The sequence below is a fragment of the Pseudomonas sp. PS01299 genome, assembly GCF_029960145.1.
Lineage (GTDB): Bacteria > Pseudomonadota > Gammaproteobacteria > Pseudomonadales > Pseudomonadaceae > Aquipseudomonas > Aquipseudomonas putida_A.
On the sequence record NZ_JASCPO010000010.1, the window covers coordinates 1 to 20,172 of the forward strand.

12 protein-coding genes are annotated in these 20,172 nt (G+C 60.7%); 7 read left to right on the forward strand and 5 right to left on the reverse strand.

Annotated elements, in window-relative coordinates; genetic code table 11:
- Positions 1-83: 83 nt before the first annotated feature.
- Positions 84-869, reverse strand: coding sequence for a siderophore-interacting protein (locus QMX91_RS04095; protein WP_098965444.1), 786 nt, complete (start codon positions 867-869; stop codon positions 84-86).
- The gene (locus tag QMX91_RS04100; protein ID WP_027612106.1) at positions 866-1,447 is read right to left on the reverse strand and encodes a PadR family transcriptional regulator; all 582 of its coding nucleotides are present in this window, start codon (positions 1,445-1,447) and stop codon (positions 866-868) included. Before QMX91_RS04100 ends, QMX91_RS04095 begins: the two co-directional genes overlap by 4 nt.
- 515 nt (positions 1,448-1,962) lie before the next feature.
- Here QMX91_RS04100 and QMX91_RS04105 point away from each other — a divergent pair.
- The 5 genes from QMX91_RS04105 to QMX91_RS04125 all read left to right on the forward strand — a co-directional run bounded on the left by QMX91_RS04105 (position 1,963) and on the right by QMX91_RS04125 (position 7,664).
- Positions 1,963-2,439 carry a CS1 type fimbrial major subunit gene (locus tag QMX91_RS04105; protein ID WP_177416203.1) on the forward strand — a complete coding sequence of 159 codons (477 nt, stop codon included), beginning with the start codon at positions 1,963-1,965 and terminating at the stop codon, positions 2,437-2,439.
- 105 nt (positions 2,440-2,544) lie between these two features.
- Positions 2,545-5,067, forward strand: a complete 2,523-nt coding sequence (locus QMX91_RS04110) for a CS1-pili formation C-terminal domain-containing protein (protein WP_282412293.1) — start codon at positions 2,545-2,547, stop codon at positions 5,065-5,067.
- A gap of 28 nt (positions 5,068-5,095) precedes the next feature.
- A complete protein-coding gene (locus tag QMX91_RS04115; protein ID WP_282412294.1) occupies positions 5,096-6,352 on the forward strand; it encodes a hypothetical protein in 1,257 nt (418 codons plus the stop codon).
- Between the two features lie 59 nt (positions 6,353-6,411).
- Positions 6,412-7,176 (forward strand): molecular chaperone, encoded by a 765-nt coding sequence (locus tag QMX91_RS04120; RefSeq protein WP_223008022.1) that lies wholly within the window; start codon positions 6,412-6,414, stop codon positions 7,174-7,176.
- The gene (locus QMX91_RS04125; RefSeq protein WP_098965436.1) at positions 7,173-7,664 is read left to right on the forward strand and encodes a CS1 type fimbrial major subunit; all 492 of its coding nucleotides are present in this window, start codon (positions 7,173-7,175) and stop codon (positions 7,662-7,664) included. Before QMX91_RS04120 ends, QMX91_RS04125 begins: the two co-directional genes overlap by 4 nt.
- A gap of 48 nt (positions 7,665-7,712) precedes the next feature.
- On the opposite strand, the gene QMX91_RS04130 is transcribed toward QMX91_RS04125, so the two are convergent.
- The 3 genes from QMX91_RS04130 to QMX91_RS04140 form a co-directional block, all read right to left on the reverse strand.
- Positions 7,713-12,395, reverse strand: a complete 4,683-nt coding sequence (locus QMX91_RS04130; protein WP_282412295.1) for a DUF6543 domain-containing protein — start codon at positions 12,393-12,395, stop codon at positions 7,713-7,715.
- A 165-nt stretch (positions 12,396-12,560) separates the two neighbouring features.
- Positions 12,561-15,674 (reverse strand): transglycosylase domain-containing protein, encoded by a 3,114-nt coding sequence (locus QMX91_RS04135; RefSeq protein ID WP_282412296.1) that lies wholly within the window; start codon positions 15,672-15,674, stop codon positions 12,561-12,563.
- A 341-nt stretch (positions 15,675-16,015) separates the two neighbouring features.
- Positions 16,016-16,474, reverse strand: a complete 459-nt coding sequence (locus QMX91_RS04140) for a transposase (RefSeq protein WP_098965430.1) — start codon at positions 16,472-16,474, stop codon at positions 16,016-16,018.
- Between the two features lie 625 nt (positions 16,475-17,099).
- Between QMX91_RS04140 and QMX91_RS04145 the strand changes: the two genes are divergently transcribed.
- Together QMX91_RS04145 and QMX91_RS04150 are read left to right on the forward strand one after the other, a co-directional pair.
- Positions 17,100-18,518 carry an amino acid permease gene (locus QMX91_RS04145; protein WP_027612097.1) on the forward strand — a complete coding sequence of 473 codons (1,419 nt, stop codon included), beginning with the start codon at positions 17,100-17,102 and terminating at the stop codon, positions 18,516-18,518.
- A gap of 166 nt (positions 18,519-18,684) precedes the next feature.
- Positions 18,685-20,172: a glucosyltransferase domain-containing protein gene (locus QMX91_RS04150; RefSeq protein WP_134787254.1), complete on the forward strand. Its 1,488-nt coding sequence runs from the start codon at positions 18,685-18,687 to the stop codon at positions 20,170-20,172.

Here is a 20,172-nt window from a genome sequence, read left to right on the forward strand (position 1 = left end):
GCTCGCGAAGGCGTCAGGTCAGTCAACATCATGGTTGAATGATCGACCGCATTCGCGAGCAAGCCCGCTCCCACAAGGGCAAATCACTCTTCTGCCGAACCTTCGGCGCGCCAGTAGCCGACGGCTTTGACGAACTGCTCATTGAGTCCATGCTCATCCAGCAGCACCCGGCGAATCTGTCGCGAAACCTTGGTCTCGGTCGCTACCCACGCATACAGATTGCCCTTGGGCACCTGCAGCTCTTTGACCGTGGTCAGCAGGTTGTCCTTGCCCCCGTCGCGCAGGACCCAGATCACATTGACCTGCGCCGCACTCTCCAGCACTTGTTGCTCGGCACCGTTCTCCACTTCGATCACCACCAGCGCCTTGCGATTCGCCGCCAGGCCTTCAAGGCGGCGGGCGATGGCGGGGAGGGCGGTTTCGTCGCCGATCAGCAGATAGCTGTCGAAGATGTCCGGCACGATCATCGAACCGCGTGGCCCGCCGATGTGCAGGAATTGCCCGGGTCTGGCCTGTTCAGCCCAGGTCGAGGCAGGGCCGTCGCCGTGCAGGACGAAGTCGATGTCCAGCTCGAGTTTTTCCAGGTCGTAGCGGCGCGGGGTGTAGTCGCGCATCTCGGGCAGCGGGCCGTTGTCCTTGCCGGCGCCGAGCACCATGGTTTCCAGCGCCGCAGCCTGTTCGGCATTCTGCGGAAACAGCAGCTTGACGTGATCGTCGGTGCCCAGGCTGATGAACCCGGCCAGTTCCGGCCCGCCGAGGGTGATGCGGCGCATGCGCGGGGTCAGGTCGACCACGCGCAGGACTTCGAGTTTGCGGCGTTTGATTTCGTGCATCACGCGGTGAATGGTTTGCGTATCGACTGCAGTCATTCGGCTTTCTCCGGGGCAGATTGAACGGCAGGGCCGTCGACGATGGCTTTGGCGGTGTCGTTGAGCAGCGCGGCAACCCGCTGGATTTCTTCCGCGCTCCAGCGTCCGTGGTGCAGTTGCAAGGCGTGGCGCAGGTTGTGCACCGCCTCGTGGATTTCCGGCGGCCGGTCATGGCCGCGCAACGAGCGTTTGCTGACGTCGATGCGCATGCGCACGCCGTCCAGCGCTACCGCTTGTTCGCTTAGGGACAAACGACCGGCGTCGGTCACGCTGTAGCGTTTTTTGCCGGCCTCGGCGTCGCCGCTGATCAAGTCGCTTTCTTCAAGGAAGGTCAGGGTCGGGTAGATCACGCCGGGGCTTGGGCTGTAGGCGCCGTCGAACATGCCTTCGATCTGGCGGATCAGGTCATAGCCGTGGCACGGCTGCTCGGCGATCAGCGCCAGCAGCAACAATTTCAGATCACCGGGGGCGAAGACCCGTGGGCCGCGTCCACCGCGTTCGCGGCCGGGGCGTTTTTCGAAGCCGTCACGGCCGTCGCCGTGTTCGCGGTGATGATGGGGGGAATGATGGTCTCTCATTTTCCTGCTCTCTCGTCGTGTTTAGATACAACTTAAGATATATCTTTAGGCGTTGACAAGGGTTCCTGACCAACGGCGCTCACCTGACCGATCGAATCTGCGGTCGAAAAAACCGGAAAATGATCAAGAAAACGCAGTATTAAATCCCCCGGCAAAGGCGCAGATTAGTGCTGATTCTCTAATATTCCGTTTCGCCCTTTGTTTCCGGGAAAGTGTGGTACATGTCTTACGGAAGTTGCTACCAAGTTGTGGCGCATGCAGTCATTCGGCTGGCGCGCTGTAGCCTGCTTCTTACAGTTGAACAGGAACTTTCCTGAATTTCGCGGTTTTTTCTTTCTCATCTAATAGCGTCCAGGCTACAAGGTCGCAGGACGTTGCCTGCTTACTTTGAAGATAAATTGGTTGAACATTCTTCGGCGTTGAAAGTTAACGGTGAGCACTGACTGCTCGTGACTGTTCAGTTCGCCTTGACTGCTCGACGACTCAACTAATTTATATAAGACAGGTATTCAATGATGCTCAAGAAACTCGCCTTTGCCGCCCCTCTGACTGTCCTGGCCATGAGCGCCTCGATGGCGTTTGCCGCCACTGAAGCCAAGCACTCCATCAGTCTCGTGGCGCACGTGCCGGCTGACGACTTCTATGCGGTGCCGGTGGATGCCGATCTGGTCAACAAGGATCAGGACATGAGCTACAACCCGGCCACCAATTCGATGCGCGAAGTCAACGGGCACTTCGACGTGCTGCACACGGCCGGCAAGGTTCATGCACGTCTGGAAGGTGTGCCGAAGCTGATTGGCGGTAACAACACCATCGACCTGAAAGTCGAACTCAACGGCAAGACGCTGACCACCACTTCGCAGGAAGTGGTCGGTGATACCGAGTCCAATACGCGTTATCGCGCGCCCTTCAAGATCAGCGCTACCGGTGCCAAACCGGCCGCTGGCGATTACACCGGTGTGGTCATGCTGGTCGTCGAACCTTCGGTTTGAGTCATAACGGCAATACCTGACGTTACTTGTCCAGTAACGTAACCGGCCGGCAACTTTGAAGTTGCCCGGCCGGGCTTTTACTTCCGGTAATCAGAGTATTAATCCATGTATCCGATGACGCCCATCGCGGCTGCGCTTGCATTGCTTTTGAGCAGCAGCGTACTGGCGGCGCCGCCTCCAGTCGATAATACCCCGCGAAGTTTGCTGGCTCAGGCGAAAGGTCTTCCGGCGGACTTTGAAGAGCATTTCTTTGATGTGCCTTTGGCGGTTCGTGTCGAACTTGATCAACAACCGCTGGGCGAGGCAATGATTGTATTGTCGCGTGATGATCGCATTACCTTGCTCGACTTCACCGACACCAGTGACAGCCGTATCAGTGCCGCCGAGCGCGAAACCTGGGCCAGTCTCCTCAAATCCGGCGTAGCCCTGGGCAACTGCAGCGGGCAATGCCCCGAGCAACTGCTGGCGGTGCATTACAACCTGGAAAATTCACTGCTCTCGATCGCCACCGAAAACGCCGAGCGCGATCTGCAGACGCAACGCTTCCATGAGCAGCCCGAGGGGGGCAGCAGCGGTCTGATGCTGCGTAATCAGCTGAACCTCAATGGCGGCCAGAACCAGGATCTGGGCGGACGTTTCGGTCTGGAAGCCAGTGCCAGTCTCGGCAACTGGAGCCAGGCCTTCAATATGCAACTGGCGCGCCTCGGCGGGCCGGACACCAAGACCTATCATGCGGTACACGAGCTTTACACCCAGCGCGAACTGCAGGGCAGTTTTTTCCGCCTGGGCTATTTCACCCCTAATTCCGAAGGCCTGACCCGCCAGCCCCGTTCGTTCGGCACCAGCCCCGATACGGCGGTGGGTGTGATGTATGGCAGCTCCGACAGCCTGGCGGTCGACAGCCCGCGGCCCAGCGTCTACCCGATTTTCGTCACGGCCAATCGCCAGGCGTCGGTGGAGATCTATCGCGATGGCCTGCTGATCAATACGCAAGCCGTGCCGGCCGGTTTACAGACGCTGGATACCCGGCCCTTGCCCGGTGGCATCTATGAAGTCGAAGTGCGCCTGATCGAGGATGGCCAGACCACCGCGACTACTCAGGAGCTGGTCTACAAACCGGTGAACTGGCAAAACCTCGACCAGCGCTGGCGCTATAACGTGTTCGCCGGGCAGGAAAGCAAACTGCTGAGCAATTGGGAGGAACAGCAAAGCGGTGATCTCACTGCCGGCGCTGCGCTCAACTACCTGCTGCACCCGCGCGTGATCCTTGGCCTGTCGGCGCGTCAGGTACGCGACACCTTGCAGTACGGCACCTCGATCGACTGGAGCCTGGCCGACAGCATCAGCCTCTTCGCCAATCTCTATCAGACCGAAGACCACGGCACCGGCGCCGATGTGCAGGGCCTGTACAACTATGGCGCCGGCAGTCTGGTGGTCAGCCACAACCGCAGCTGGCTCGATACCCGTAACAGTTACGACACGCTGCCCGACGGTACCCGGGTGCGGCAGCGCAATGTGTTCACCGGCGAAACCAGTAACTCGTCGCTGGCGCTCAACCACCGTATCAGCCGCAAGGATTCGCTGAGTGCGCGGGTCTCGCACAGTACAGGCAACGTCGAAGGCGTGGGCATGGACCTGGGCTGGACGCAGCGCACCGAGCTGTTTGGCAGCGATGCCAACTGGCGGCTGTCGCTGTTCGACCGGCCGGGCAGCTACAGCAGTGGCGAGGCGCGTAATCGCGGGATCGACCTGAGCATCAACATGGCACTGGGCGGGCCGGGGCAGCAGATTTCCGGCAGCATCGGCAGCCGCACCGCCCGCGATGGCGGGCGCGACAACAATGGCTCGATCGGCTATCGCAAGGATCTGCAGAATCACATTCTGCAAAGCGTTTCGGTCACGGCGCTGACCGACACCTACGGCGTCGGTCTTTCGAGCCTGGCCAACTTCCGTACCGACTGGGTCAATGGCGACGGCTTCGTGCAGCGCTCGTCCTACAACGGCAACTTCACCGGTGGCGTTAACCTCGACAGCAGCGTGATCGTCGGCGGTCAGCAACTGGTCATGACCAGCCAGCATCAGGGCCGTGGCGCCGGAATGATCGTCGATGTCGAGTCGGATATCGCCGACATCACCCTGCGCGCCGACGACCTCAGCGGCGGCAGTTCAGCGCTGCGGCCGGGGCGCAATTTCATCCCGCTCACGGCGTACCGCAACAGTTCGGTGGGCTTCGATTTCGAAGGCAATCATGTTCCGGCCGCCAACATCGAACCGTCTCGCGCCCGCTATCACCTGAACAAGGGCGGCGTGGAGTACCGCAAGGTGCGGGTGATGAAAACCGTCACCGTACTCGGACGCCTGCTCGACCCCCAGGGCCAGCCGCTCAAAGGCCATCACGTGATCAATCACGCCAGTCGCGGGGTCAGCGAAGTCGACGGGTTTTTCTCGATGGAGATGCACGCCGGCTCACCGACCCTCGAAGTGCGCTACGCCGATCAACTGCTGTGCCAGTTCCGGCTCGACCCCGACCAACACCGTAGCGAAAACAACGTGCTGATGATCGGCGATTTGCGCTGCTCGCCGGACACGTTGGCCGACGTCACCCAAAAGGCTCACACCGCGGGTTGATCCGGCCTGCTTCAGGAGATTTGCAGACATGAACGTCTCACCCTTGGCTACATACCTGCGTCGCGGGCTGGCCGCTGTTGTGCTGGTCGCCGGCACGGTATCTGCGGCTCACGCCGAACAGGTGTCGATCACCGCCGAGTTCAAGCCGGACTCGTCTTATCCGCACCGCAACAAGTTCCACAACACCACGCCTTCCAGTGGTTACTGCACCTACGATCCGGCGCAGTGCGAGCAGCACGAAATATTCAGCTTGCAGGTGCCGATTCAGTTCAACGCTCGTGCGCCGATTGCGGCGAATCATCCTTCGCCGCGGCAAGGGGCAACGTTTCAGGTACCCGTGCAGTGGCGTGAGCTGACGGTCTATCACGAGACCACCCGCGAGCCAAAAATCGTCAAGGTGCGGATCGTCGGTATCGGTTCGCGCTATGTGACCGAGAATGTGATGAAACTGGTGGAGGGCGCCGAAGACGATCGCAGCGCCCACAACCTGTTGTGGGGCTTGAGTTGGGTCTATGCACCCGCACCCTGTCAGTACAGCGGTGTGGGGTGGTACTCCCCCGATTCGTACTCGTTTTTCTGGAAAACGCCAGCGGCCGCTGCCTCTACCAAACAGGCGAAGTTCGATGTGCCGTGGTTGCGTCTGGAACACCTCGATTTTGCCTATGAACTGGTCACCCCCGATCCGCTGGGCATGTCGTCGGGGGACTACAGCGGTTCGCTGACCTACAGCGTCGGGCCGAATGCGGATTTCGATTTTGGCGATGTGATGTTGCCGTCGAGTTCGTCTCTGACCTTGAATTTCAATCTGAATGTGCAGCACACCCTCAAGGTTGAAATTCCTCCCGGTGGTGAAAAGATCCGCATGGTCCCCGTCGGTGGCTGGCAGAGCTGGCTGCAGGCCGGACGGCGGCCGGTCGGGCTGTTCCGCGACCAGACCTTCAACATCTCGGCGTCATCGCGTTTCAAGATGTCGATAGGCTGCGGCCCAGGATTGAATGGTGAATGCGCGTTGGAGGACCGTGAAGCTAACCGTCGAGTGGAGCTGTTCGTCAGCGTCAGCCTGCCCAACGGGATAACCGACCTTGCCGGCCAGCCTGTGAGGCGCTTGCGACTGAGGCCAGGACTAGGGAATGAGCAGTATTTCAAACCGGGTTTCTACGTGGATCGAACGCCGGGAACCCTGCACTTCGAAGTTCCGCCATATTCGATGGCCGGGATGCTGCAACCCGGTGCGGGAGGCTCGTATTCCGGCATCGTCATTGTGATCTGGGACTCGGATATCTGATGGGCTGCGTATCGATGAGTCGAATCGGCATTGTGTTCAACGACCAAGGAATCAAGGTGATGAAGCGTCTGGTGTTAGCAATGGTTTTGAGCGGGCTGCCCTTTGCCCTGCAGGCCGGCCCGCAGATCAATGTCGGGACGGTCTACGACTATCTCGACGGTGACAAGAGCACGTACCTGAAACGGGTATTCAACAGCGGCGACAGCACTGCATTCGTCAAGGTCAACATTCTCGAAATCCTCTATGACGCCGACGGCACCTCACGGGAAATCGAGGTCAGGAGCCAGGCCGACATGAGCAGTCGAGACGGCCTGATGGCCAGCCCCGCGCGGCTGATCGTGCCGGCCAACGGCATGCAGGGTACGCGTCTGTTGATGATGGGTGAGCGTGACCGGGAGCGCTATTTCCGCGTGCGGTTCATCCCCGTTGTCCCGGAAAAGGAAGACGAATTCGCCGTGTCCGCCGAGGAGCGTGAGCAATACAAAACCACCTTGTCGGCCGGGGTCAACGTCATGACCGGTTTCGGTACGGTGTTCTTTGTGCGCCCGAAAGACAGCCGTTTCGACAGCGTGATCGAAGACACCCCGACAAGCTATCGAGTGCGCAATAACGGCAACACCGTGGTGCTGATCGACGAGTTCCGCAATTGTGCGCTGAAAGACGAAACCGCCTGCGAGCCAACCACCAAACACCATATCCGCGCAGGCAACAGTTTCGAGTTCGACAAGCAGGCCGGACGTGAATACCGCTTCAATCTGGTGGAAGGCGACAGCAAGAAGTCCCTGCGCGTAGCCGGCCTCTCATCACGGGGTGACCTGAGATGATCAAGCCATCGTTGATGACTCTGTGCGCGGGCGTTCTGATCCTGTTCAGCGCGGAATCGTTTGCGGCACGCGAAGAGCACCGGTTCGAGGTGTCGGTGGATATTCCGACGCTGGGTTTTTATGTGATACCGGCCGAAACGGACTGGATTCATCGTGAACAGATTCTGCCGTGGAATATCAGCACCAAGAGCCTCGGCGGAATGCGCAAACACTTCGACCTCAGGCACGACACCAGTGCCATCGAGGCCCGCCTGGAGAACGTAGCGTTTCTGTCCAATGGTCGCGAGGAGCAGAACATTTATCTGCGCGTCAGCTTCGCCGATACCGTGCTGACTCACGAGACGCCGCGTCAGGTGGTTTCTGCAGAGCAGGCCAGGGCCGGCGGGCGTTATGCGCTGGAGATCCAGCCGATCACGCCCGCCGGCGGCTACAAGCCGGGGAATTACTATGGCAACGTGCACCTGATCTTCAATGCGGCGGCGCCCTGAGGTGGCCCGGCCTGCCCGATGTGCAACGGGCAGGCCGGCACGCCGTTATCAAAGCCCGGCGCGGGTCAGGGCTTCACGGGTCAGGCGACGCGCGAGCTCTTTTTCGTCATCCGCCAGATCGACCAGCAGCCGCTCGAACAGCGCGTCGCTGATCGGTTCTTCATTGAACACCACGGTTGCCGGCGCCGGCAGATCGTTCATCAACGTCTTGAGCTGTTCGCGCAAGGCTGCGCGTTCCTCGGCCACGGTCGATTGCACCCACTGGCGCTGGATCTCGCGCAGCGATTCAAGGGCTTCGTAGCGGTGCTGGAACAGACGCTTGTTGCTTTCCAGGCGCACGGGATAGCGCTCGCTCAAATACTCTTTCCAGAAGTCGAGCTCAAGCATCTGGTTGACCAGGCCATCACCTTCACCCAGCGCCAGTACCGTGTCGCAGGCCTGATCGATCATCGCGTCAGTGACGCCGGACACCGCCCGGTACAGCATGCCCTCGGACTGCCAGGGCAAGCCGAGACGTTTGGCCAGGCCGGTCTGGTAGGCCAGATAAACTTCCACGTCGTCGGGATTGCCGCCACGGCTGGCGACATCGGCCCGGGCGATTTCGTTGACCTGTTCCAGGCGCGCCGCGCCTTTGGCCAGCGTCACCAGTTTCAGTTCCAGTTCCTTCGGCTCGACCGAATAGGCATGCGCCTCGTAGGCCAGCACGTTCACCCCCATGTGGTTGAACAGCTGCGTACCGGCATCGGCGCAGTCCACCGGCGCCACCACCATGGTGAACAGTTTTTCGCGCAAGCGACTGTCGACGTGCACGGCGTCGAGCATGCGCCAGACGCGTTGCATCAACTGCTCGCGCGCCGTTCCGCCAGCGCGGAAATCGGCAAACTCACGCACGCTGAGCAACGTCGCCATGAACGGTGCGGCCATGGGATCTTCCACCAGCTCTGTCCACGGTGTTTCGCGATCAATGCCCCAGCCCGGCACGTCGGACCAGTAGTCGGCGCCATAGTTGGAGATGATCGAGGTGCCCGGGATGGCGACCGGCATGATCGGCTCCGGTGGCAGTGCCATCGAACGGCGACTGTCCTGGTAACGCAACTGGTTGAGATCAGACAGGGCCGCGACGTCCAGACGTGTGCGCGCCACCAGCCATTGCCCATCGGAACCGCTCGGCACGTCGGGGATTACCGTCAGCGGGTTGCCGCGCAGATCGAGCAGCAGACCGCGTGGCCGAGGCTTGGCCAGAATGCCGTCCGGCCAGGTGGTCAGGCCGGTGTTCTTCAGCGCCACCACTTTGAGGCGCGGCATGCGTGACAGATCAGGCGACAGCCCCAGCGGGTTGTCGTCCATTCTCAGCACTTCGAGGTAGGTCAGGCTGCCCAGCCGTTCGACGGCGGCGCGGTCCAGCACAATGTGGTTATTGTTCAGACGCAGACGTTCGAGGCGGGGCATCGTGCTCCCGATGCGGTCCGGCAAGCGCGTCAGCTCGCAGTATTTGGCACTCAGCTCGACCACGTTCGGAAAGTCTTTGAGCAGGCCGTTGGCGTCGGGGGAAAACCGCGCGTTGTCGAGGTTGAGCAGCGTGACCTTGTCGAGAAACTTCTTCAGCGGTGGACGCTTCGCCCACCAGGTTTCCAGATTCGTGGAGAGCAGTTCCCGCGAGAGGTCCAGCGCATAGGCCGACGGATCGGCGCGGTTGCCCAGGTGCGCGTTTTTGCGTTCGAAGCAGTTCAGCAGACTTTCGTAGATATGCAGCCCGCCACCGTCACGGAACCCCTGACTGCCCGGCCCCCAGCTCTCCGGTTGCTGATAGCGCCAGCGATGGACGATGACCCGCAGTTCATCGAGTTCATCTTCATGTGCCTCGATGGCCTTGAGCGGCTCGCCGCGTTCGGTCAGGGCATTGGCAAACGCTTCGACCTCGCTCGGGCTGAAATGCGGATGCAGATCCTGGATGCGTTGCTCCAGCGTGGCGGCATTGCGGCTCAGGCCCGGGCCGCGCACCAGAAACAGGGTGTTGTATTCAGCGATCGGGCGGATCGGCGGACTGGCGAGTAGCGTGCGCCGCTCGCTGGGGGCCTGGGTTCTGGCGATGATCCACTGCTTGAACGGTTCGATGTCGTCGGTTCGATACCCCAGGGCACTGCGGCCATCGTGATTGATTGCCTGCAGGAATGCCTCGTACAGGCCACTGGCAGGGTGGATCGGCAGGTCCGCGCCATCGCGCACTTGATAGCGATCGGCAGCGACCCGCACCAGCACCCGGACGCGCTCGGCGACCGCAGCACCGGCTTCGCAGCGCAACTCGCCATCGAACGTGCCTTCACGGATTTCAATCCGCAGCGCCCCGAAAGTATCGCTGTAATGCCGCAGCGCGCCGAGGATCAGCCGTTCGCTGTCGATATTGCTCAGGGCTTCCTGCTGCAAACCCTGGGCGGCGCGCACGGACTGCAATTCAAACTGCACCTCGCGGGCGGTCGTGCGCAAACGCAAGGGCAAACGACGTTGCGCCGTGGCTTGCTGCTGTTCCAGCGGCCGGGCATGAGACACCACCCGTTCGGCGAGAACCGGCGTCAACTGTGGACAATCCACCAGCACCTGGCTGGCCGCCGGCGACAGTGGCGCGTCGGGCTGCACCGGACGCGCCGGGCCAAGTCGATCCAGCGTGTCGCTGAGCAATGGCGGCGGCGAGGTGTTGTCGACGTGCATGCGGCGCAGCATGTCCTCGTCAGTGCCGGTCAGCAGGCGCATGTGCTCCAGTTGCGCGTCGCTGAAACCATCGGTGCGATGGCCGATGCGCCGCATCAGTTTTCGCCCGTCCCACAGACGCGGGTTTTCCGTTTCACAGACCCAGGCCCCGTCGGCGTTGTGCGCAAGCGTCGGTGCGTAGGCCCGGGGACGTCGCGGATGGCGCAGGCGGTGTTTCCCGGAAGCCGGATCCTTGGTCACCTCGAACAGGTGTTGATCCAGGCGCAACAGGTGTTTGTCCCCCAGCGTATGAACGCCGTGCGCATCGGGGCGGGCCGGGCTCGGCAGGGTTTGTTCCGGCAGACGATAGGGCGCCAGATCCGGATTCCACAGGCGGGTCTGGCCATCGGCCAACTGCACCGGTTTCAGGCCTTCGACAAACGACGACAGCTTGACCCGTGCGACACGTCCCAGGCTGGCGCCAGCGGCGAAGGCGCCGAGCTGGACGATGCTTTGCAGCACGCCGATGGCTTGCTCACCCGCTTCGGCCAAGTGCCCTTCGGCCATGTCGACGATGCCTTCAAAGACGCCGTCGAGCAGTTGATACGTGGTGTAGGCCAGCATCAATTCGCCGAGCCCCGGCACCAGCGGGGTCACCACCAGCAGCGCCACGTTGAAGATGTCCGAGAGGATTTTCCCCAGATTGTCCCACCAGGCCCAGCGGGCCATGCGGTCGGCATACTCGGTGGAAATGGCGATCTCCCGGGCGTCATTGAAAATCTTGTTGAGCTTCTGCTGGTGGAAGTAAGCCCAGAGACTGCCGGTGTAACGGGTATCGCGGTCGTCCTGGACTTTTGTCAGGCGAAAGCGCAGGTCGGGGTGATCCACAGGCGTTTCGCGCCAACTGGGTAGGTGGGTTCCCGGCGGTACGGCGTGCCATTTCACGGTGCTCAGGCGGGCGTTCAACCCTGCAAAAAAATGCCCGCGTTGCTGATGGTTGACGAACTGGCTGAAAAACCGCTGATAGCTGCCGGCAGCGTCGCGGTCGCGCAGTTGCCGCGTCAGTTCCGCCATGAAGTCCAGCGCCGAGGGGTATTGTTTGAGCGGGTGTTCCGGGTCATGGGGCACATAGACAATCACCGGGACCGGGGCGTTGGCGGTGTCCACGTCAGGGGCGATGAGGGTGATACCGGTCAGCGCCGTATCCATCATGGCGAGGTTGTAGTAGTTGATGGCGCGCCCGCGCCAGCGCAGGTTGCGCCGATCATCGAGCATGCCCTGGATGACCTCGTAGGCGTCGCGGTCAATGTCCTTTTTCGCCAGGGCCAGTTGGGCACAGACGCTCAATGTACTTTTCTGGCTGAAGATGACCCGGTACTGCAAAACCTGGCGGGCCACACGGTTGCCCGAGCGCAGAAAATCGTTGAGATGCTGCTCGTATCGGGCGCCGATATTCAGCTCGCGGCACAGTGACTTGAACTGCTCGATACTCACTTTGTGCTTGAGCGGCCTGACCGTGAAGTGGCCGTTGGCATCGGGGCGGGTAATGAACTCCGAGGCCGGGCTGAACGCTTCATCACGGGAAAAATTATGCAATGCAGCGTCGAGCAGCGAGACGGTCCGGCTGGTGGTTGCACCGGCAAAGTCATGGGCCCACCACGCGCTGTTGACGGGGGCGTACAGGCGCAGCCAGGTGTTCTCGACGTCGTCCTCGACGCCGAAGCGCTGTCGCAACGCCTGCTGTAATAACGGTTTGGCGAAGGCGTAGACGTCTTGCAGACTGCTCAAGGCCTTGTCCACGTCGTTTTGTGCTTTCCAGGCATTTTGCATCTGCTGTTGCAGACGCCGATGTTCGGCGTCCGATACCTCTTGATACCAGGCCGGCAGTTTCAGTCGGTGCAGCTGCAATTCATTGACCCGCTTTGCTGAGCTTGCGCGCAGCCAGGCCGGGATGGCTTTTTCGATCGTCTGATAATGAACACTGACATCCGGTGAAACGAGGGGCGCCGTGCGTGGCGGTTGCCCCTGCGGGGAAAGGGTGGGCATTGCTGGATCGTCCTTGATCAAAAATGGAGCGATCAGCCTAGGCAAGGACAGTGGGCGAAAAAAGCGCAAATACCCGGTTGAAAGCGCCGGGGTTGCGTACGGAGCCTTCGAAAAACACGGAGGGAAAAATACACAGTTACCACCACGCCACGCTGCTTTCGTGGCTTACCGGGCGGCGGTGACCTCCGGCGCCTGGCACAGCGTGTGCGTGCCCGGTTGCAGGTATGGCGAAAGGATCGGCGCCATGCCCTTGAGCACTTGCACCGGCAGTGCCGAGGTGAACTTGAAGTTCTCCGCCGAGCGTCCGGGGACGAACGCGGTGAGCGTGCCGAAGTGGTTGTTGCCGATGTAGAACACGAAGGTCGCGGTACGGTTGATCGACTTCGAACTGAGGATGCGCCCGCCGGAGCCGATGGCTTCGATGCGGTTGTCGCCGGTGCCGGTCTTGCCGCCCATCACCAGCGGGGTGCCGTCGGCGGTTTTGAAACTGCCGGACACCCGTTTCGCCGTACCCGAGTCCACCACTTGTGAAAGAGCCTCGCGCATCGCTGTGGCGACCTCCGATGGCATCACCCGTTTGCCCACATGCGGGTCGTTGGTCAGACGCGTTTCATACGGGGTGTCTGCAGCAAAGTGCAGGCTGTCGATGCGCAGGGTCGGCATGCGCACGCCGTCGTTGAGGATGGTGCCGATCAGTTCGGCCAGCGCGGCAGGACGATCGCCGGAGCTGCCGATGGCGGTGGCCAGCGACGGCACCAGATGGTCGAACGGATAGCCGACTTTCTGCCAGCGCTGGTGGATTTCCAGGAACGCTTCGATCTCGAGCATGGTGCGGATGCGGCTGTCACGGGCGCCCTTGTGCTTGCTCTTGAACAGCCAGCTATAGACTTCCTGGCGCTCGAACTGGCTGGCCTTGACCACCTGGCTGAAGGTGGCGTCCGGGTTGTGCAGCAGATAGCCCATCAACCACAGGTCCAGCGGATGGACCTTGGCGATGAAGCCCTGATCCGGCAGATCGTAGGTGCCCGGGCCGTAGGCGTCGTACAACCGGATCAGGCGATCGTCGGTGAGTTTCTCGGTGAGCTTGGCGCCTTTGAGGTGGGCGCGCACGAAGCTGTTGAAGTCTTCCTGACTGGCATTGGGCAGCAGATAACGATGCACCGCGGCCATGCGGATCGGGGTCGGGCGCATGCTGTCGAGGAAGGTGTCGAGGCGCGCCTGGGTGTCCTTGTTCTTGTACTTCTTCCAGAACTTGAGCAGGAACGAGGTGCCTTCGCGGTCAGCGAAACTGGCCAGGTATTCCTGACGTCGCGGATCGCGGTCGTCTTTGAGCAGTTCGGCGCTGCTGTTGGGGCCGGAGTAGGTGACGTAGCGCACCACGTCGCGCATCAGGCGAATGAATGGCAGGTTGATCGACTCGCGCAGCGCATCGCGCAGAGTCGGCAGGCGGCCGTTGTCTTCCTTGCGAAAGTTGTGGAACACATGCAGGCCGCCACCGGTGAAAAACGCCTCGCCGGGGCTGGCCGAATATTTGCGGTCGAGCGCGGCGCCGAGCATTTTCGACAGATCGTGGTCCTTGTTCTGGATCAGGTAATCGATCACCCACTGGCTGAGGCGGTCCTGATCCGGTACTTCGACCTTCTTCAGTTCCGGCACGCTCATGGCGCCGTACTTGTCGTGCAGTTCGGAGATGATCTGCAGGTAAGTCGTCAGCACGCGCATCTTCGCCGTCGAGCCGAGCTCCAGCTTGCTGCCTTCGTTGATGTCGAACGGCTGGTCGGTGCTGTCGGTCTGCACGCGCACCCGCGAGCCGTCCGGGGTCAGCTCGAACAGGGTGAAGCTGTAACGCACCTGGGTGGTGCTGGTGGGGGTGAGCAGGCGTTCGCCAATCAGGCCGATCTGCCCGGCAAACGTGGGATCGGCGAGTTTTTTCAGGTAATCGGTGGCCTGGGTCTGCAACTCGCCCTGCAAGGTGCTGGTGGCTGAGAGGTCGAGGCGATCAAGGTCGTACAGCGGACGGTTGAGCATACTCGCCAGACGGCTGCGGGCGACGCTGATGCCCTTGTTGGTTTCGATCGGCTGAAGGGTCGGCTGGGTCTGCCAGTCGCGGTAAGTGACCTTGCTCGCCAGTGCGGCATCGGCCAGCGCGCTGTCGATCACGCCGCCCTGTTTGAGCAGGCGCAAGTGGCTGTCGGTGAGGTCGGCGAGTTCTTCGCGGCCCTTGGTCAGGTAATGCGAAGGGCGGCGCTGGGCGATCATCAGCGAGAGCATTTCGCGCAGGGCCAGGCCTTTGTCGGCCATGGTTTTCGCATCGGTGGCCGGGCTGTTCAGCTGTGCATTGGCCTGGTTGAAATCGCTGCCGTACCAAACCCGCAAACCTTCAGCCATGCCGTGTACTTCACCGTGCCCCGGTACAGCGGAAAGCGGCACGCTGTTGAGGTAGTCGCGGATGATGTTCTGCCGTGCGCCGAGGGTTTCGGGGCCGGGTTGATAGGCGCGCACGCTGGCGGAGATCATCTGGCGGATCTTCTCGGCGCCAGACACCGTCAGGCCATCGGGCGAATGCCGGTACTTTTCCAGCTGTGTCGCCAGGGTGCTGCCGCCCGCCGATTGCCCCGGCAGGTGCAGCAACTTCGCTACCTGCGACCACGCGGCCATGCCGAAACGCGGCCAGTCCACCGCCGGGTTGGCCAGCGGTTGTTTGGGGTCGAGCAGAAAGCGGTTTTCGATGAACAGCAAACTGCTGACCACCACCGGCGGAATCGCCGCAAAACTCGAATACAGCTGCTGCGGGTACTTGTACTGATACAACGGCGCAGCGCGGCAATCGGTGATCGACAGCCCGGCCTGGATCTTTTCCGAATAGGGCACGAACAGGCCCTTGTCGGTGTAGCTCAGCAGCGCGGGTGAAAATCGTGTCTGCTCGGTGATCACGTAATTGCGCTTGAGCAGGCGTGGCAGGAATTCATCGAGAGAGCTGTAGCCCAGACGCAGATCGAACGGCCCGTTGCCCGGATAGCGGATCGCTTCGCTGGGACCGGGCTCCAACTGATATTTGAGCGAGGCGGCGTACTGGCTCAGCTCCCGGGACTGGAAACGCGAGGTACGCATCTCCTTACTCGCGGCCAGACCCACCACGATGGCGATAATCAGCAGCAATAACCAGAACGCCTTCCAGCCATGCCGGCTGCGGCGTTTTTGGGGGGGAACAGGCGCTTCATCCACACGTTCAGTCGGAACCACGGCTTTACTCGAATCGGTTTGCCACAAAGCGCCCATAGTCGATTGATCCATTCACGCAGATTGATCGGACTTGACTGAAGCTTAGACGGTGGTTGGTGATGGGGAAAAAAAAGTGCGGGGAAGCCATCTGAACAAAACTGGAGTCGCTGGCTATTTTGAGTGGAGGTTAACTGTGGTGAGGGGATTTATCTGTGGTGAGGGGATTTATCCCCGATGGGGCGCGAAGCGGCCCCTGAACAAGGGGCTACGCATTTTAATAGCTGGGCCTGCTGCGCAGTCCATCGGGGATAAATCCCCTCGCCACAGATAAGTCCCCTCACCACATTCAAATCTCCTGACCACAGATGAATTGACATGATTGAGTTTAGGTAATGGACCTAGAGCCAGCAGGCGTCCCAAAGCGGGTAGTCGCCAATCCGCTCTACCAATCCCGCCCGTAGCGGATTGGCGATGATGTACCGGGCGAATGGTTTCAAGTCCTCACCATCACGGATAGCGCGGTCGTGGAAACCGGTTTGCCACAATCGACCGCGCCGACCGGTTTTCCTGTTAACGGCTTGGGTGCAGCGCGCCTTTACCGCGCCAATGACTGTGCCAAGGTTGTCGCTTTTCAACTGCATCAACCAATGAAAGTGATCAGGCATGACCACCCAGGCGATGGACTCCACTAAGCCTTGTTCATGGGCGTGGCGGAACTCTGTAACCAATAATCGGCCGGTGCGCCAGTCGGAAAATACGGGTTGGCGGTCATATACAACTGAAGTAACGAAATAGGCTCGGTCTGTTTCGGAATGTCGGCCTAAACGAAGACGGTAAGTATTTGGTTTGACTGGCATGTTCGCTCCCTGCGTTCAGTCATCAAGGCCTGAAGGCTAGTGGCGGATTACTTGAGCCGGGTCTGTAAATGCCGTAGGAATTTTCGTTTTTCAGGCGGGGCGGGGAATATTGACGTCACGTGTGGCGAGGGGATTTATCCCCGATGGGGCGCGAAGCGGCCCTGACCAAGGGTGATCACATTTTAAGAGCTTGGGCCTGCTGCGCAGTCCATCGGGGATAAATCCCCTCACCACAGAAAGCTTTCAACGCAATAGGCCATATGAACTGAGGAGTACCGGTTTAGAGCTCTTTAATCTTCAATACCACCAAAGCAGGGCCATGACGGTGCACCATCATCGTGCAATACTCGCCGGGATTTTTTGTGGTGAATATTCCTACGCATATCAGGTAATATCTCTCCGCAAAGCGGCTTTTTGCCGAGACTTCTAGCTGAATGTTGTCACTTATAGAGTGAAAAGCCCTGTGACAAGCTTTCTATACTGCACGCCCCGCTGATCTTGCAGGCAGGGTCCTGCATGACGTGTCTGCCCACGAAGCAGGCGCGGTGTCGGGAAGCTGAGGCCTATCGGTCGAGGCTTCGACACACGGTGGTCATATCCAATAACAAGACGAGGTTGTATCCCTATGCCAGTCGGCAATCACCTGCCCCATGGCGAGACCGCTCACGGCGGCCCGCTTAAACGCGAACTCGGCGAACGGCATATTCGCCTGATGGCACTCGGTGCCTGTATCGGCGTCGGCCTGTTTCTCGGCTCGGCCAAGGCCATTGAAATGGCCGGCCCGGCGATCATGCTGTCGTACATTCTCGGCGGCCTGGCGATCCTGGTGATCATGCGCGCCCTCGGCGAAATGGCTGTACACAACCCGGTGGCCGGCTCGTTCAGCCGCTATGCCCAGGACTACCTCGGCCCGCTGGCGGGCTTTCTCACCGGCTGGAACTACTGGTTCCTGTGGCTGGTGACCTGCGTCGCGGAAATCACCGCCGTTGCCGTGTACATGGGCATCTGGTTCCCCGATGTACCGCGCTGGATCTGGGCCCTCGCGGCGCTGATCAGCATGGGCTCGATCAACCTCATCGCGGTAAAAGCCTTCGGTGAATTCGAGTTCTGGTTCGCCCTGATCAAGATCGTCACCATCATCGCCATGGTCATCGGCGGCGTCGGCATCATTGCTTTCGGTTTCGGCAACGACGGCGTGGCGCTGGGGATTTCCAACCTGTGGGCCCACGGCGGCTTCATGCCCAACGGCGTGACCGGTGTGCTGATGTCCCTGCAAATGGTCATGTTCGCCTACCTCGGTGTCGAGATGATCGGCCTCACCGCCGGTGAAGCGAAGAACCCGCAGAAGACCATTCCCGATGCGATCGGCTCGGTGTTCTGGCGCATTCTGCTGTTCTACGTCGGCGCGCTGTTCGTGATCCTGTCGATCTACCCGTGGAACGAAATCGGCACCCAGGGCAGCCCGTTCGTGATGACCTTCGAGCGTCTGGGCATCAAGACCGCCGCCGGCATCATCAACTTCGTGGTGATCACTGCGGCGCTGTCGTCGTGCAACGGCGGCATCTTCAGCACCGGGCGCATGCTCTACAGCCTGGCGCAGAACGGCCAGGCCCCGGCCGGTTTCGCCAAGACCTCCAACGGCGTGCCGCGTCGGGCATTGCTGCTGTCGATTTTCGCGCTGCTGATCGGCGTGCTGCTCAACTACCTGGTGCCGGAGAAAGTCTTCGTCTGGGTCACCTCGATCGCCACCTTCGGCGCGATCTGGACCTGGGTGATGATCCTGCTGGCGCAACTGAAATTCCGCAAAGGCCTGAGCGCCAGCGAACGTGCCGGCCTGAAATACAAGATGTGGTTGTACCCGGTCAGCTCGTACTTCGCGCTGGCGTTTCTGGTGCTGGTGGTCGGCCTGATGGCGTACTTCCCGGACACCCGCGTGGCGCTGTATGTGGGGCCGGTGTTCCTGGTGCTGCTGACTGTGTTGTTCTACGTGTTCAAGCTGCAGCCGACCGGTGAAACGCAGGGTGCGGTGCGTTCGGTTTCGTAAGTCGACAGTACGGTGATACACAAGCCCCGGCCCATTGGTCGGGGCTTTTTTCATGGGCGCTTCAGAAGCTGTAACCGCCGGTCTGAAAGCGCGATACAAACCCAGAAGCAAGGCTCAAACCTGTATCACTCAGCAATCCCGCGCGGCAGTGAACCGAGGCGCGCACATGAGAACGAGCGCATTTCTCCAACGAGAACTCAGTCAGCGTCAGGTCGCGCTGTTCTTCCTGCTGGCTACCGCGTTGTACGTCCTGCCCCTGATCCTCGCCGACTTCCCCTACATCGACGACAACTGGCGCACGCTGGCCGCCGGCAATGCCTGGGCCGGGCAGGGGCGATTGTTTGCCGACTGGTTTTATCAAGCGCTGACGTTCACCGGCGCCGCGCCGAACATCTTTCCGTTGCCGCTGTTGCTCGCCGTCGTAGCGATGAGCCTGGCCCTGACGCGCCTGACCTTTCACTACTTTGCAGAACCGACGCTGGCCTGCTGTCTGGTGCCGTTGCCGCTCTGGTACAACCCGTTCCTGTTGCAGAATCTGTCCTATCAATACGACGGCCCGATCATGGCCCTGAGCATGGTCGCGGCGATCTACGCCATCACGTTCGAAGGTTCATCGCGGGTGCAGCGCTGGCTGGTGCCGGCGGCGTTGCTGGCGCTGGCAATCGGTCTTTATCAGATCAGCTTCAATGTGTTTCTCGGGCTGTGTTGTGTCGAGTTGATCAGGGCTGTTCAGCGGCGAACTCAGTGGCCGGAGATTCTGCGGATGCTGGGCTGGAAACTCGCACAAGCGGGCCTGGGCATCCTGATCTACAGCGCCACGGCGTACCCATTCATGGAAACGTTGCGAAAAACGGATCTGTTGAACCTGGACGCCGATCCGCTGTTGCAGATCGGCATCAATTTCGCTCGGATCCTGGATAAAGTTGCGCTGTTGTTTCACGGTGGCTACCCGTGGGTTTTCGCTGCGCTGGTGTTGTGTGCGATCGCCGGCTGTGTGCGCCTGATTCAGTACCGCCAGAACCGTTGGTCAACCCTGTTGCTGTGCTTGCTGACGCTGCCAGTGCTGGTCTTGCTGGTGCCGGGGATCACGCTGCTGTTCCGTGACTTCAATGAGGGCGCGCGCACCCTGATGGGGTTCGGCGTGTTGTTGCTGGGGTTGTTCTATCTGTCTCACGTTGCGTTGGCATCCGCGCACCGTCGCTTGCCCTTGCTGCTGATCATTGCGCTGCTGGCGACTCTCTCGCTGTCCTTCGCGTATGGCCGGGTGCTGAGCCTGCAGAAAACCTTCGCCAACAGCGCGCTGTACAGCCTGAGCCACGACATCGCCGCCCATCGCGAGTTGCGTGAAGCCAAGCGGATCTATCTCTCGGTGAGCTACTCCGAGCGCTGGCTGGCCAGTGCGACCGGTTCATTCAAACGGCTACCGGTTCTGAAGTATTTGCTCAACGTCGACTACTTCATGCTCGCGGAAAATCTGCCGTCAGCAGGCATTACCAACGTGGTCGCCGAACGCGAACGGCGCAATGCCACCCGCGTCGGCTATCAGGGGTTTCCAGCGCTGGTGGACAGCCTGTATTACCGGATTTACCTGATTGGCGATTACGGTTTCATCGTCATGAAAGAGCCGCCGCCTCACCGCCTGCTCAGTTGGTGA

Coding starts and splice junctions, on each gene's coding strand:
- QMX91_RS04150 (WP_134787254.1), top strand. CDS start 18,685: ATGAGAACGAGCGCATTTCTCCAACGAGAACTCAGTCAGCGTCAGGTC.
- QMX91_RS04120 (WP_223008022.1), top strand. CDS start 6,412: ATGAAGCGTCTGGTGTTAGCAATGGTTTTGAGCGGGCTGCCCTTTGCC.
- QMX91_RS04130 (WP_282412295.1), bottom strand. CDS start 12,395: ATGCCCACCCTTTCCCCGCAGGGGCAACCGCCACGCACGGCGCCCCTC.
- QMX91_RS04145 (WP_027612097.1), top strand. CDS start 17,100: ATGCCAGTCGGCAATCACCTGCCCCATGGCGAGACCGCTCACGGCGGC.
- QMX91_RS04100 (WP_027612106.1), bottom strand. CDS start 1,447: ATGAGAGACCATCATTCCCCCCATCATCACCGCGAACACGGCGACGGC.
- QMX91_RS04115 (WP_282412294.1), top strand. CDS start 5,096: ATGAACGTCTCACCCTTGGCTACATACCTGCGTCGCGGGCTGGCCGCT.
- QMX91_RS04125 (WP_098965436.1), top strand. CDS start 7,173: ATGATCAAGCCATCGTTGATGACTCTGTGCGCGGGCGTTCTGATCCTG.
- QMX91_RS04135 (WP_282412296.1), bottom strand. CDS start 15,674: ATGGGCGCTTTGTGGCAAACCGATTCGAGTAAAGCCGTGGTTCCGACT.
- QMX91_RS04095 (WP_098965444.1), bottom strand. CDS start 869: ATGACTGCAGTCGATACGCAAACCATTCACCGCGTGATGCACGAAATC.
- QMX91_RS04105 (WP_177416203.1), top strand. CDS start 1,963: ATGCTCAAGAAACTCGCCTTTGCCGCCCCTCTGACTGTCCTGGCCATG.
- QMX91_RS04110 (WP_282412293.1), top strand. CDS start 2,545: ATGTATCCGATGACGCCCATCGCGGCTGCGCTTGCATTGCTTTTGAGC.
- QMX91_RS04140 (WP_098965430.1), bottom strand. CDS start 16,474: ATGCCAGTCAAACCAAATACTTACCGTCTTCGTTTAGGCCGACATTCC.